This is a genomic window from Sinorhizobium fredii USDA 257 (genome assembly GCF_000265205.3).
In the GTDB taxonomy this organism is placed as follows: Bacteria; Pseudomonadota; Alphaproteobacteria; order Rhizobiales; family Rhizobiaceae; genus Sinorhizobium; species Sinorhizobium fredii_B.
Window position 1 is genome coordinate 24,973 of sequence record NT_187152.1, and the last position, 13,719, is coordinate 38,691.

General features: G+C 59.2%; 8 protein-coding genes and 6 pseudogenes. 5 read left to right on the forward strand and 9 right to left on the reverse strand.

What is annotated here, in order from left to right; all coding sequences use genetic code 11:
• Window positions 1–373: 373 nt before the first annotated feature.
• The gene (locus USDA257_RS35115; RefSeq protein WP_014857707.1) at window positions 374–724 is read right to left on the reverse strand and encodes a hypothetical protein; all 351 of its coding nucleotides are present in this window, start codon (window positions 722–724) and stop codon (window positions 374–376) included.
• 255 nt (window positions 725–979) lie between these two features.
• Here USDA257_RS35115 and USDA257_RS35125 point away from each other — a divergent pair.
• Window positions 980–1,700: pseudogene (locus USDA257_RS35125) on the forward strand (hypothetical protein).
• 540 nt (window positions 1,701–2,240) lie between these two features.
• Here USDA257_RS35125 and USDA257_RS38920 read toward each other — a convergent pair.
• From USDA257_RS38920 to USDA257_RS36470, 5 genes and pseudogenes are all read right to left on the reverse strand, one after another.
• Window positions 2,241–2,813: pseudogene (locus tag USDA257_RS38920) on the reverse strand (transposase); the annotation flags it as partial.
• 355 nt (window positions 2,814–3,168) lie between these two features.
• Window positions 3,169–3,627: pseudogene (locus USDA257_RS35760) on the reverse strand (IS256 family transposase); the annotation flags it as partial.
• Between the two features lie 31 nt (window positions 3,628–3,658).
• Window positions 3,659–5,056 carry an IS1182 family transposase gene (locus USDA257_RS32160; RefSeq protein WP_014328799.1) on the reverse strand — a complete coding sequence of 466 codons (1,398 nt, stop codon included), beginning with the start codon at window positions 5,054–5,056 and terminating at the stop codon, window positions 3,659–3,661.
• A gap of 55 nt (window positions 5,057–5,111) precedes the next feature.
• Window positions 5,112–5,870, reverse strand: a pseudogene (locus USDA257_RS32165) (IS256 family transposase); the annotation flags it as partial.
• A 133-nt stretch (window positions 5,871–6,003) separates the two neighbouring features.
• The gene (locus tag USDA257_RS36470; RefSeq protein ID WP_015633573.1) at window positions 6,004–6,150 is read right to left on the reverse strand and encodes a family 16 glycosylhydrolase; all 147 of its coding nucleotides are present in this window, start codon (window positions 6,148–6,150) and stop codon (window positions 6,004–6,006) included.
• Between the two features lie 855 nt (window positions 6,151–7,005).
• On the opposite strand from USDA257_RS36470, the gene USDA257_RS38185 reads away from it, so the two are divergent.
• Genes USDA257_RS38185 through USDA257_RS35140 form a run of 3 tightly spaced genes read left to right on the forward strand, consistent with a single transcriptional unit; the run spans window position 7,006 to window position 9,661 of the window.
• Window positions 7,006–7,911 (forward strand): Mu transposase C-terminal domain-containing protein, encoded by a 906-nt coding sequence (locus tag USDA257_RS38185; RefSeq protein WP_015633574.1) that lies wholly within the window; start codon window positions 7,006–7,008, stop codon window positions 7,909–7,911.
• Between the two features lie 6 nt (window positions 7,912–7,917).
• Complete coding sequence (locus USDA257_RS32180) at window positions 7,918–8,799, forward strand: TniB family NTP-binding protein (protein WP_014857716.1); 882 nt, start codon at window positions 7,918–7,920, stop codon at window positions 8,797–8,799.
• Between the two features lies 1 nt (window position 8,800).
• Complete coding sequence (locus USDA257_RS35140) at window positions 8,801–9,661, forward strand: TniQ family protein (RefSeq protein ID WP_080582764.1); 861 nt, start codon at window positions 8,801–8,803, stop codon at window positions 9,659–9,661.
• A gap of 82 nt (window positions 9,662–9,743) precedes the next feature.
• Here USDA257_RS35140 and USDA257_RS32190 read toward each other — a convergent pair.
• Window positions 9,744–10,172 (reverse strand): annotated as a pseudogene (locus tag USDA257_RS32190) (KAP family P-loop NTPase fold protein); the annotation flags it as partial.
• Entirely contained in the window at window positions 10,169–10,669 is a 501-nt protein-coding gene (locus USDA257_RS32195) for a restriction endonuclease (RefSeq protein WP_015633373.1), read from the reverse strand. The pseudogene USDA257_RS32190 and the gene USDA257_RS32195, both read right to left, overlap by 4 nt.
• Window positions 10,670–10,674: 5 nt before the next feature.
• Here USDA257_RS32195 and USDA257_RS32200 point away from each other — a divergent pair.
• A pseudogene (locus USDA257_RS32200) lies at window positions 10,675–11,472 on the forward strand (IS6 family transposase).
• Between the two features lie 199 nt (window positions 11,473–11,671).
• On the opposite strand, the gene nopM reads toward USDA257_RS32200, so the two are convergent.
• Entirely contained in the window at window positions 11,672–13,417 is a 1,746-nt protein-coding gene (nopM, locus tag USDA257_RS32205; RefSeq protein ID WP_014330979.1) for a T3SS effector NEL-type E3 ubiquitin ligase NopM, read from the reverse strand.
• Window positions 13,418–13,719 lie beyond the last annotated feature (302 nt).

The following is a 13,719-nucleotide window of genomic DNA, read 5'->3' on the forward strand; positions in this document are numbered from 1 at the left end:
TGGGTGGGGCGGTGGCGCATGTTCGAGCGCGTATCTAGCCTTGGCTTTTGGGCACGCCGGTTTTCCGCAGGCCTGCCCGATCTCTGCCATGTCGTGTCGCTGCAACTTGGGTGTCGGCGATCGAAGCTTCCCCTAGTGCTGATGGAATGCGGGCGGTACCGAACCACAGAGCGCATTCGAGAAGGGAGGCTTCATCCGTGTTCCCAAACCGATACTCATCGGCGATGAAGCTTGCTAGTCGGTCGGCGTGTCTACTGAGACGTGGAATGCGAGCCTTGGCGCGGGCCGTTTCGAAGACCCTTCGTATCAAAGCAAGATCGTGGGGACCAAGATGTTGGATTGGGAGTTTGGGCGGTACGTGCACTGACACCTCCTATGAAGAAAGCGGGGTGCGCGCCATATCGGGCTTCGAGGAATGCTCAAAAGGTGACCGTGCGATTGCGCCACCTTCATTCTCCCACCGATTGATGGCTTCCGTTTTGGTTTGGGCAGGAGTCTGATTTTGTCCGCCTGGCGCGTCGCCTCGCTTACGAAGAGCGGCGGTCAGTTGCGCCTTGGTCAGGACGCCCCGCTGAATAGCATCCGTCAGGAAACGCGCCGCAGCAAGCTTTTCGCCGCGTTCATCTTTCTCTTTTGCTTCGGAATAACCAGCGGCTTTTAGTATTTCCACCAAAAGGCTGATGTCTTCGGAGTCTAGATATTGATCTGGATTTCTGGAAGACATGCGGTCCTCCTTCGCATGGGGAGGCAGGCGCTAAAGCGCGGGCCAGCCTCCATGCAATCGCTGGCAATAATGCGCGCTATGTTTCCCATGTTCCATAGGCTCCCGGTAGTAGGTTGCCGGAGCTCGCAACTTTTCCGCAATGCCGACGCCGTGGCAACCAAGGGACTGAGCGCATGGGAGCGGGAAAAAGGTGGGGGTAAGAAATTTCGGGTAAGCAGGTGCCTTTTCTGAAGGACATCCGTTGGCGTCGCACTTATCTCGGTCGACCTTGTTGGCATTGACGGCGTGTCGCAGCGTTGCGAAACTGCCAACGTCGGCCGGTCTCTCGATGGGGCCCGTCTCAACGATTTTGGCCTCTCCCTGGAAGGGGCCAAGGAGATCCAATTTCGAGAAGCAGCCCGTGTACTTGATATCCTTGTGCCGGCAACGCGGCCTCATAATCATCGGTTGCCGATCAGATCGAAAAGTGGGACGTCGCAGGCCCCTATCGTATCAGTCGCGCCGGCAAGTCTCCCATTTCCGTTTTCATTGATAACGCCTATATTCGCGCGGTTCCCGGCTATCAAAGCCGGCATTCGAGATCGCGATGGGACGCGTTGTTGCGCAAGGCTGAGCACCGCGTCAGTTTGCCGGTGCGCCGAATATCGCTACCGGCAAACACGATATCGTTCGCGCAGCGATGCGCGCGCAATCAGACGAATATACGAGCTGATCAACAATCTTGGCACCTACCTGGGGCAGAACGCAGCTTCGATCGTCAACTACTGTCGGCGATACTGGTCCGGTCAGCCGATATCCAGTTCACCGGCCGAAAGTGCCGCCAACAGCCTCGTCAATGCCTGTATGAATAAGAAGCGGCAAATGCGTTGGACCAGAAGCGGCAAATGCGTTGGACCCGATCGGCGCTCATCGGGTTCTTCAAGTCCGAGCCGCCGTCGCGGACGGCCGTCTCAAACAGCTCGACCTCGCATACTAACCCCCAGCTTTTTCCCGCTTCCGCGCAGAGAGCCAGACTTGGCCACGCTTGTGAGAATCGCCGATGCTTTGGGGACTTCGCCTAACTGGCTCTTAGGATTGACCGTCGGCACTTCGCATGATCCGCATCTGGCCCGCCTTGGTCGAACGCTTCGCCAATGCAGCCAATGGCATGACGAAATAAGAAATCGAGCTCTGTGTGATACAGGCAGAGGCGATTGTCGCCGCCAAAAACCGCGCCTAGCCTTTACCGTTCAGGGCATTCCACTCGATACATTATGCAATCTTCTGTAACGGGCTTTGCGTCAATCCCTTGTGAGCTTAATCCCTCGCCGAGTGCTTGCTTCTGTCCGCAGTCGGAGCTCAAGCCGCTGCTCTATGGGGTCTGCTGAGGACCGGTTGGCCAATCTTTAGAGGCGCAGTCACCGCGTGCTGCTGATCGCATAGCGGCCTAACCCATCCATCGTCCCGGCGAAGGGACCTTGCTGCGGAGGGCTGATGGCTGTGCCCGTCCGAAAGCCTGTCTTGTCGTCTCCTGCCATCAAGCCGTCAGGGCTGGCGCTACCTTACGAGGAACGAAGTTGGTTCTGTCCCTGAGCATGCAATGCAACACCACCGCCAGCTTGCGGGCCAGCGCGACACGCGCCTTTCTGGGACCGGCACGTCTGGCGACCGCCAACGCCCAGCCCTTCAGATCGGAACCTTTGACCGGTCGCGTCAGGATCACGTTGGCCGCCTCGTAGAGCCCGGTGCGCAAGCTCCCATCGCCGATCTTCGAAATGCGACCGCTATGATCGGTCTCGCCCGATTGATATTTCTTCGGCGTCAATCCGAAGTGCGGCCCCACCGCGCGTGACGAGCGGAATCGCTCCGGCGCGTCGACGGCCGCCACAAACGTCAGCGCCACCAGGACGCCAACGCCTGGCGTCGTCATCAGCCGCCGTGCGTTGTCGTCCTGGCGGGCGATGGCCCGCAGCTTGCGCTCAAAACCTGCAAATTCATGCACAAGCGCGTCGCGCACCTTCGGCAGCGCCGTAGCGATCGCTTCCAAGGTCGAATAGCCTGCAATCAGCTCGCGGATGCGCCCCGCGTAAGTGCGCCGCGTCGTCGGCCCAGCCAGCCTCCGGCCCGCGCGGTACTTTAGGCATTTCCCAGCATGTTGGGCGGTCATCCACCCGTGGAGAGTCGTAACGGCAGACGGCGAGGAACATTGGCAACTCGATGGGAGCGCGGCCGAGTTGTACGAGCGCAATCTCGTGCCCGCGATAACTTCCCTATGGGCCGCGGACCTCATTGCTCGTGCGCAGCCAAAATCAGGAGAAGCGGTGCTCGATGTCGCACGTGGTACAGAGGTCGTAACCCGTCTCGCTGCGCGAAATATGGCGCCGGGCCGAGTTGTCGATCGTGTCCCGTGAGGTGGTGTAGCAGACGGCATTGGTCGCCGTGCTCTCCGGCATAGGCCGGGATGATCAGCGCGCCACGGCGGGCAGGCTGATGAGCGGATCATCGCTCATCTGGCTGATGGTTTCCAGAGTCATGTATCTGGCGCGCTGGACGGCCCATTCGTCGTTTTGCTCGAGCAGGAGCGCGCCGACGAGGCGGAGAATGGCGTCATCGTTGGGGAAGATGCCGACGACCTCGGTCCGCCGCTTGATCTCACCGTTGAGCCGCTCGATCGGATTTGTCGAGTGCAGCTTGGCGCGATGCTCTCTGGGGAAGGTCATGTAGGCCAGCACGTCGGGCTCGGCGTCATCCATGATGGCGGCGAGCTTGGGCACCTTCGGCCGGATCTGATCGGCGACGGCGCGCCATTGTGTGCTCGCGGCTTGCGGCGTCTCCTGGGCGAAGGCGGTGGCGATGAAGGCGGAGACGACACGGCGGCCGCTCTTGCCGGCATGCGCCAGCACATTGCGCATGAAATGAACCCGGGGGCTGTTGAAGAACCAATCGTCGGCGGAGCTATGCGGAAGCCACCGACAAGCCAATTCCAAAAACTTTCCTTTGCCTGAAGGGATGTCGGGCTGAACTGGTAGCTTCTTGGCTGTACACGAACAGCAAAATTGACAGAAAAGCACTCGCCAGTCGTTTCAAGTTGACTGCCGCAGCCGTCAGATAGGCTTGGATTTTCATATTTATGAGGCCGCGCCGGATCGCTCTCGATAGCCCGTGCCAAGTCTTCGCTTCGCCGTGATATCCCTCTGAGCGCCAGCGGTGACGCTGGTACAAAGCTCGGTCCTCGTCCGACCATCGTTCTCTTCGGCGACGAGCTCGCAGGAGTGCCGGATAGTCATCGCCGAGCACTACCGCCTTGTTCACACGGCCATTGGAAAGGCAAAGTCGCGCCAGATCGCAGTGCCGACAGTCGGCCGCGCGAGATGTAAAGAAGCGCCCATGTTTAACGGCACGGCCCGCCTTCAGCATCTTGCCACGCGGACATTTAAGGGTGTCGTGCTTGGCGTCATAACGAAAGCGGCGCATAGGCACAGGGCTACGGATTGGCTCTGCCTTTGCCGGAATAACCGCTTCGATCGCGCGTTGCTCCATTCCTGCGAACACCTTAGCATACGCATAGCCGGCGTCGGCCGTTGCCGTTTTGATTATCGTGCCGGTCATCGCGGCGACCGCGTCGAGACGACTGAGTATGACTTGCCCCTCATTAATCTCGCCTGTGGTGACCTCCACATCTAAAATTACGCCGCAAGCATCATCCACCACGGCATGTTGCTTGTAGGCCGGCTCCAGTCTCCGATTACGCCCGTTGGTCGCCATGGACGCGTCAGGGTCGGTGACGCAGACTTTCTTGTATTTGCCTGTTTTGCGGCTTTTTCGTTCGCTCTCAGCGGCTTCGTTGGCGTCGGTGACCGCATCTATATGGCGGACCGCAAGACTTTCCCAACTGACGTCGGCCCGAATGAGTGAGGCGTCGACATGAACGACCTCACCCTTGGCGACTTTGGCCGCTACGCAGACCTTTACCGTCCGCTCAAAGATAGTTCGGAAACGTTCTGCACCCCAGCGCTGACGGATACGGGTCAACGACGAATGGTCCGGGAGAGCTTCGTGCAGACCGAAGCCGATAAACCAGCGAATAGCGATGTTTACCTGAGCCTCGCGCATCAGCCGACGGTCATGGACAATTCCGAGAAGAAAGCCTGCAAGCATCAGCCGGACTGCTACTTCCGGGTCGATGCCGGGTCGGCCGAAGCCCGCCGCATAAAGCTCAGCCACCTCCTCGTGTAGCCAGGAGAGGTCGAGAACTCGATCGACCTTTACCAATACGTGATCGTCAGGGACCAGATCCCGAAGCGAGCCGCACATGTACAGTTCAAGCTGATCGCGTTCCTTACGGCCGAGCATCGTGGAGGCTCCAGAGAATCAACGACTGCTCAATTGAATCAGATACATAGCACTTCTTCAACAGCCCCACCCGGCATCGTTGCCAGGTGGCGCTGAGAACCCTGGTAACGGCAGCCTTGAGTCCCTCATGGGCGTCGGAGACGACGAGCTTCACGCCGCGCAAACCTCGGCGCGTAAGCCTGCGCAGGAACTCCGTCCAGATCGGCTCGGCTTCGGATGTGCCAACTTCCATGCCCAGAACCTCGCGCCGGCCATCGGTGTTGACGCCAACGGCGATGATGACGGCAACGGAAACGATGCGGCCGCCACGGCGGACCTTCAGGTAAGTGGCATCGATCCACAGATACGGCCAGTCGCCTTCGATCGGTCTTTCGAGGAACGCTTTGACCTTGCCGTCGATCTCCTCGCACAGCCGGCTGACCTGGCTCTTCGAAATACCGCTCATGCCCATGGCCTTAACCAGGTCGTCGACCGAGCGGGTCGAGATGCCCTGCACATAGGCTTCCTGGATGACCGCCGTCAGCGCCTTCTCGGCCATGCGCCGCGGCTCCAGGAACGAGGGGAAGTAGGAGCCTTTCCGGAGCTTCGGAATGCGCAGCTCGACCGTGCCGGCCCGCGTCTCCCAGTCGCGCTCGCGGTAGCCGTTGCGCTGGGCCAGCCGCAGCGGGGTCTTCTCGCCAAAGGCGGCGCCGGTGGCGGCCCCCACCTCAAGCTCCATCAGGCGCTCGGCGGCGAAGCCGATCATCTCGCGCAGGAGATCGCAATCCGGGGTCTTCTCCACGAGCGCGCGCAGGCTCATCATGTCGTCGGTCATCGATGGTTCCTTCGAATCAGGTTGGTGTCAGCAAACCCGACCCTACCGGGGAACTTCGATGACCACCGCTACGCCGCTCGCTCGCTACGGCGCAATCGAGGGCGCGCTCGCGAGCGGCTTGGCTACAGCCCAGCTACACCACTGGTGGGGACGCGACCTTCACCAGCCATCGGATCTCGCTCGGAGTCCATTCGATGGCATACCGATGCTCACCCTTCGACGCATCGAATCCCAATTCGATATAGCTCGGAGAACATCGGTAGCCGTTGTCGTTTTGCATTTAATCGTAAGATTCTGCCCACAACGGTTTCAACAAGATAGCGTGGCACTTAATTTGAGACTTAGCACTTAATTTGAGATTTTCCCTTGGATTTTGGCACTTATTGTGAGATTCAGTCGTCGGCGAAGTCGACGGTGTTTCTGCAATGAATGATCCATTTCCCAACGAGGTTGACGAAGTGCTTTGGGATGAGGCGTGTCGACGAGCCGAGGCCATCCGAGGATTTCTGATACGTCAGTCTGGCAAGGTAATAGCGGGGGATATGGCGCTGCTAGCTGCCGAACTAGACGTCAGTCGGGCAACTGCATTCCGCCTCATCAAGCTATTTCGAGCTGGAGGAACGGTGATGTCGCTGGTGGAGCGCAAACCCGGCCGGCCTGACGGCCGCAGGATGCTCGACAACAGGCGAGAGGAAATCATCCGCATCAGCATCAAACGATGCTACCTGAATAAGAACCGCCCGGGCGTTTCTCAATTAGTTCGGGATATACAGACGAACTGCGTCTCAGCCGGGCTCAAGCCGCCACATCGCCGGACGATCGAAGCACGTCTCGAGGACATCGACCTTCAGAAGCGCGCCAAACGACGGGGCGAAGCCGAAGTCGTGAAGCGGACAACAGCTGTTCCAGGAGCGCTCGCTGCCTCACGTCCACTCCAGATTGTCCAAGTCGATCATACCAAAGCAGATATCTTTGTCGTCGACGAGGAAACTCGCCTGCCTATCGGGAGACCGTGGCTAACTCTTGCGATGTACGTTTGCAGCCGGATGGTGACCGGGTTCTACCTCACGATGGAAGCCCCTTCCCGGCTCTCGACCAGTTTATGCTTGCTACACTCCGTCTTTGACAAATCGCCTTGGTTACGCGAGAGCGCGAGATCATCGAACCGTGGCCGGTTGCCGGTCTGCCTGAGACATTGCATGTCGATAACGGCAGCGACTTTAGGAGTCGTGCTTTCCAGAGGGGGTGTGAGGATGCCGGCATAGCGATCAACTGGCGCCCACCCGGCGAACCGCGCTTTGGTGGCCATATCGAACGGTTGATCGGCACCCAGATGGGAAAACTCCACTTACTACCCGGCACGACCTTCAGCAATGCCCAGGAGCTTGGCGAATACGATTCAAAGCGGCATTCGGCGCTGATATTGCGCGAACTTGAGCGATACATCGCCCTCGACATTGTCGGTAACTACCATCAGTCGATCCACGGCACTTTGGGCCGCCCGCCAATCGCGGTCTGGCGCGAGCACGAGGGTGAAATTCCACTCCGATTGCCCAAGGATCGCATGCGTTTTTGGCTGACATTCCTGCCCGAGCAGGAGCGCACGCTGCAACCAACCGGGATCCATCTCTTTGGACTGCGCTATTGGTCGGCAGCCCTAAGTGCCGATGTCGGGAGTGCAAATCGCCGGCTGCTCGTCAAATACGATCCTCGGGACATGTCTCGTGTCTTCGTGCGGCGACCATCGGGCAATTTCGTGGAGGCCCGCTACGCGGATCTTACCTTGCCTTCGATAACACTGCACGAAGCCTTGGCAGCGCGCCGTGCGCTTCTGGCGAAAGGGCGACGAGAGGTGAACATTCGCACGATCGTTGGTACAGCTATTGAGCAGCGCAAACTGGTGGATGCAGCGATCAAGGCAACAGCGACTGCGCGACGTGGCCGCCTTGCCAGCGCGAAAACGAAAGTGGATGACGGCAGTTGGGGCTCGCTTCGGGGGATCGACTCCAGCAAACCTGTTGCTTTCGAGGACACAGAATGAGCTTGCATGAACACAGAAATCTCTCACCTGACTGCGAATGCCGCGGCACTGCTCGGTGAAGCAGACAAACAGTGCATCCGCGAGATAAGATCACGTCGCTGGCTCGTTTATCCGCGTGCCAAGCAGGTACTCGATCGCCTCAACCTCCTGGTCGATCATCCACGCGGGACGCGAATGCCTTCCATCGCCATATACGGTGACAGTGGAATGGGCAAAACAATGATCATGAAGCGTTTCCGTGACCAGCATCCGCCAAGCTTCAATTCGCTCACCGGCAGGCTGAAAACGCCGGTTCTCGCAATGGAGATGACCAGCCGGCCTGGCGAGAGACGGTTTTATGCCGAACTTCTGACCCTCCTCGGAGCACCACAGCGGCCCCGTGCCGATATCGCACAAATGGAGCAAGCTGCGTTACGCATCATGGAAGCAATCGGCGTGCAGGTGCTGGTAATCGACGAGGTGCACAACATTCTCGCTGGAACATATCGCGAGCAACGCATCGTCCTCAACACATTGCGCTTTCTGAGCAACCGCCTTCAGATCTCGCTCGTCTGCTTCGGGGTCAATGACGCCCGTGAGGCCATTGGTGGCGATGTACAATTGGCGCGCCGCTTCGAACAGTTCACGCTGAGCCGCTGGGTTGCAAATGAGCCGTTCGAAATCTTGGTCGCCTTGATCCTGCGCAACACGCCACTGCGTCACCCATCGGTGTTAACCGCAAAATCATTGCGGCGGATACTGCAGATCACCGAGGGCATCACTGCCAACATCTTCCACATAATCAACTCACTGGCTATCGAGGCAATCGAAAGCGGAAGAGAGCGGATTACCGATGAAGCCATTGAGAAATGGGAGCCGGAATTTGACGCCGAAGCAGCGTTCGCATGAGATGGGAATATCCGCACGGCAATTGCCGGTAAGGCTGGCTCCCTACCCCGATGAACTTCTGTCGTCGTGGATCATCCGGCATGCCGCGTTCTATGAGGTCCCTCCCTTGGCTATGCTTCAGCATTGCCTTCCCGAGGTACAATCTTTGCGCACGTCGGATCTAGACATGACCGAAAGTCAGGTTGCCCGCATCGCCCGTATGTTCTCTGCTGATCCCGCTAGGGTCCTGCGCATGACGTTCTCGAACATCGCGCGGTCGTCGCGGCGCCTGATTGCCAGCGAGCCCCGGCAATTATGTTGCAGCTGTAGTCCGATCACTAACGAGTTGCAGCCCGTTCTTCGTAGCCAGTTTCTCGGCTGGCGCATCACCTGTCCGCTTTGTGGTAACGTCATTCAGAACACTGACGGGGGTGCCCGCCCCTCTCCCTTCAGTCGCTATCACAATAGTGCCCTTATAGGAGAACAGCTTCTCGACGACGAGGCCGAGCGCGGTATGCAAAACTGGATGGCACCAAGCGAGATTGCCGGCCTCCTGCTGATGCGACGCGTTCCGAAGGCTTTCCCCGCTTATTACGAACGGTCCGGCTATAGAGTGCTCGGCGTGATCATTCCTGATCTCGATGACGTTCTCAGGATGGAAACAAGCAAACTTCCGTCGCGAGCAAGTACGCTCTTGCCGCTGCACTTGAGGCCAGCTCTTTTAGCTGGTGTGGCCATCGTCCAGCGCGCCGGGCCGGAGATGCTTCACATGCTGCGTAGCCATATGATGGGCGAGAACAAAGCTCGCTTCGGCAGCGCTATAGACGAGATCTTGGACTGCGCACGTCAGTCGCGGACGTCTTCGCAGTTGCACTTAATTTGAGATTATCGGCGCATAAAATCTCAAATTAAGTGCCAACCAAGAAAGAAGCGGCCGCATTCTTACGTTTAAGTGCCAAACGACAGCCCACGATCGCGGTGATCTGATCGGGAGTGGGGATCCCCGTGAAGGAGGTGAAGGCGAGGCCGCCCGCCTTTTTGGCAACTTTGAGCCAGTCGATGCGTCGGAAGACGTCCTCTACGGCTTCTCCCGCCCTCGTCAGCGCGGGCCGCTTCTCGATCAACCCCGTGACGATGCCCTCGATCACCGCAATCTTGGCGTCTTCGAAGCCCTGGAAGCGCCATCCGTTGAATTTGAGGCAGAGGACCTTGGATTCCTTTTCGAAGCCGGCCTCGATCATCTCGAGGACACTGGATTTGCCGGCACCCCAATCGCCATGCACGCCGATCGTTACCGGTTGATCTGGCCGGTCCCGCAGGAGCTTTATGATCGTCGTCGCGATCGCCTCGTTGTTGAGGAGATCGACCTTGGTTTCGTTATCGGTCAGGATCATCGGCTGCCCCCGTGTTGATCGAAAAGTTCCCGCGCCGGGATGAAGGGGCGACCCGTTTCAGCAGCCCTGCGCACTTTGCGTTCGAGGACCGCCTTCAGCGGGATCTGACGATCGAGTGCGTCGTAGATGTCGCGGCCATCCATGCAGATGAGCCGCTTGCCCGAACCGAACGCCGCCAGGCCCTCGGTCGTGAAACCGTTGTAGCTCACGAATAGACCGCGGGCCCACGCGGCCTTCTGGTCGAGCTTACCGTGGAAGACATGGAGGTCGGCGACACCCGTCGGCTGTGAATGCCATTTTGCCTCGAGGAGGTAGGTTTCCTCGCCGAGCAGGAAACTGCCGTCGATCTGCTCGCCGGTGTTGCGGAACGGCTCACGCGCCGTCAGGCCCGCCATGTCGAAGCACCGCCTCAGGAAGGCCTCGAAGGCATAGCCTCGCTCATGGGCTTGCAGCGGCACCGTAAAGTTAACCGACGGCTGAGGAAGATGTGCGTACATGGGCCATGTCAGAAGTTGCTCGTGATCCGCTTTATCGTCGCCACCGCTATCCCGCTGAGATCATTGCGCACGCGGTATGGCTCTACTTTCGCTTTCCGCTCAGCCTGCGCATGGTTGAGGACATGCTGGCGTCCCGCGGCATCATCGTCACGCATCAGACCATTCGAAGCTGGGCGGAGAAATTCGGACGGCATTTCGCCCGGGAGATCAAGCGACGGTCAGCCGGCTGCCTGGGCGACAAATGGCATCTCGACGAATGTGTGGTGGCCATCAATGGCAAGAAGCAGTGGCTCTGGCGTGCCGTCGATCAGGACGGCTTCGTCCTCGAAGTGCTGGTGCAAAGCCGCCGAAATGCCAAGGCGGCAAAGCGCCTGATGCGCAAGTTGCTGAAGGCTCAAGGGCGGACACCACGGGTCATGATCACCGACAAGCTCCGGTCCTATGATGCCGCCAGGCGCGACCTCATGCCCGGTGTCGAACACCGGTCGCACAAAGGCCTAAATAATCGAGCGGAAAATTCGCACCAGCCGACCCGACGACGCGAAAGGACCATGAAACGCTTCAAGTCGGCACGCCAGCTTCAGCGGTTCGTTTCCATGATCCGATTGCCAACCTGTTCCACTTTCCCCGCAATACGCTGTCATCGGCTCAACATCAAGACCTGCGTAACGCCGCCATGCAAATCTGGAGCAAAATCGCGTGTGTCGCCGCAGCCTGACAGCCGTCCCCGCCAGCTATCGCTGCATCAATCCGCTGATAACTTTACAGTGCCATCTCACCGGCATCTATTCCTGGGAGGATGAACAGAAAATACCGGAGGGCTTCAGACCTTTGCGACTTCCCGCACGAATCCTGCGCGCCGCGTGATGCTTACACTCTGTTCGGCCTTATATTAGCGTACGATTTCGCGCAGTTCTTGTTTCGACCCCATGATGCCATGCTCGTCAATGCTCGAAACTGTCAATCGGCGTTGCCAACGCCGATTGACACTCTTGGGAAGTCTCATTGTTCTAGGCCACGCTCTGAGAGCAGCCGGTTCATGACCTCGCCTTTGATCTCGCCTGCGATTTGGTTTCGGACTTGGGCTCCGAGCACCCGCTCGGCATCGACATCGCCTACCAGACCATGTTCGGCCAGTCGCTGATCCAGACGGCTCTGAAACTCTTCGCCCATGGCTTCGACGAGCCGGTCCTGCATCGCTGCATGTTCGTCCGGTGCGATGCGCCTCAGCACCGTCTCCCAAGGTTGCCAGCGGGTTGCCATGTAGTCGGTGAATTGGTTCGCTTCCCGCTCCCGGATCAGGTCCAGCGCCTCCGTCGCATCATCCTCGCTTACGTGAGAGACCGCCAGGAAGCGCATGTCAGGGGCGACGTGACTGAGCTCCAGCGGCTCGCGCAGCCGATGTTGATAGGCCAAGTAGACTTCGACGTCGTCTATGTTCGGGTCGAGGCTGAGGAGCGAGTTGACCCTGTCGCGCGCGATCTCGTCGAGCGCCTCTAAGCGGAACGCAACACGGCCGCGCTGGATCAGTTCGCCAAGACGATCGTCATAGACGCCGCCCTCGACATCAGCGTTGAGGCGCGCGGTCTGCATACCGTTCCAGTGCAAGGTAACTCGATCCTCGCAGCTCGCGTTGGCGTCGGAAGCCTGTGCAAAAAACTGCTCGCGCAATCTCGGATTGGCCGCCGTCTGCCGCAGATCATCAGCCACTCTCTGCCGAAACTCGTCATTGCCATAATTCACGGTCCCTCGTAGCCTCTCCAGGAACTGCGCGTAGTCCTGGGCGCCTGGCTCATCCGCAAAGTGCTGCCATTCGGCCAGCGTCGCCGGGTCGTCTGCGAGCCAGTGCGCGGCAGCCTCATATAGAGATTGCTGCGCAAGCTGCGGTGGCGCTTCAGCCGCCGCCAGATTAGCGAGGACGTCGTCCGGCAGCGGGTTATCCCCGAACTCGAGGTTCTCCAAATGCGGGTAGCTGAGACTAAGATTCGGTACACGACCCTCAAGAAGATCCTCAGGCAGGCCGGTCAGCCGGTTACCGCTGAGATTGAGCGATTGGAGCGTGCTCGGAAGGGGGTCGGGGAGGTTGGCCAATTGATTGCTGCTGACATCGAGTTCAATAAGCCCCGATGGGAGGGAGTCGGGGAGGTCGGTCAGCTGATTGCCACTAACCGCGAGCGAGGTGAGCCTGCTCGGGAGAGCGTCCGGCAGGCTAGTTAGTCGGTTGTCGCTTGCGTTCAGGATCTCGAGCCCAGCCGGAAGGTTGGCCGGCAGACTGGTCAAGCTGTTATCGGCCACCTCCAGCCGAGAGAGGGTCGCCGGAAGAGCGTCCGGCAAACTGGTCAACCGGTTATGGCTAATGAGAAGATGCTGAAGACCGGGGGGGAAGCTAGCGGGCAGGCTGCTTAGTTCGTTGTGCCTGGCGCGCAGTTCCAGCAATCTTGGCGGCAGGGCGGCGGGCAAAGCGGTCAGGGAGAGGGAGGACAAATCCAGCGAGTGCGAGCCCGTGTTGTCCGAACCCCTAATTCGTGTGCGCCCCTGTCGCCGATTCTCGGCTTCGCCCTGCCCCTCTTCGGCAACCCAGTTGTCCAGGATCTGCGCGCGCGCGGAGGCCGGGGTCCGATATCCTGTCATGGCTTCGACCAAATCCGCCACGGCTCGGGCGAAGCCGCTGAGGTAACTTTCCTGCTCCCCCTCTTCAGAAGTGGCCGGGGAAGAACCTGCACTCTGCTGTGCGTCTCCTATGTTCATCGATATCTTTCTTCGTCGTTAGAACAAATAGCACGCCCGCCGCTTCTCAAGGCCGCGAGGCAGGTGGTTGCGCAGCGCAATTGATCATTCGAGAGCAAGTGCAAGTGCGCTGCGGCTCCTGCCCCGAGCCGGGACAGGTTCACACGACTCCCGCCGCAGCAAATAAAGCGATACTGCTGCGAGGAGTCCTGCCATTTCGTTGGCCAGATAAGCCTGGAGGACCCGTCAACGTGGCAGCGTGCTGCCCTTAGCAGGCCTTCCTGTCGATCAGCTGACGAGTGTCGCTGCAGAACCCCGGGTGG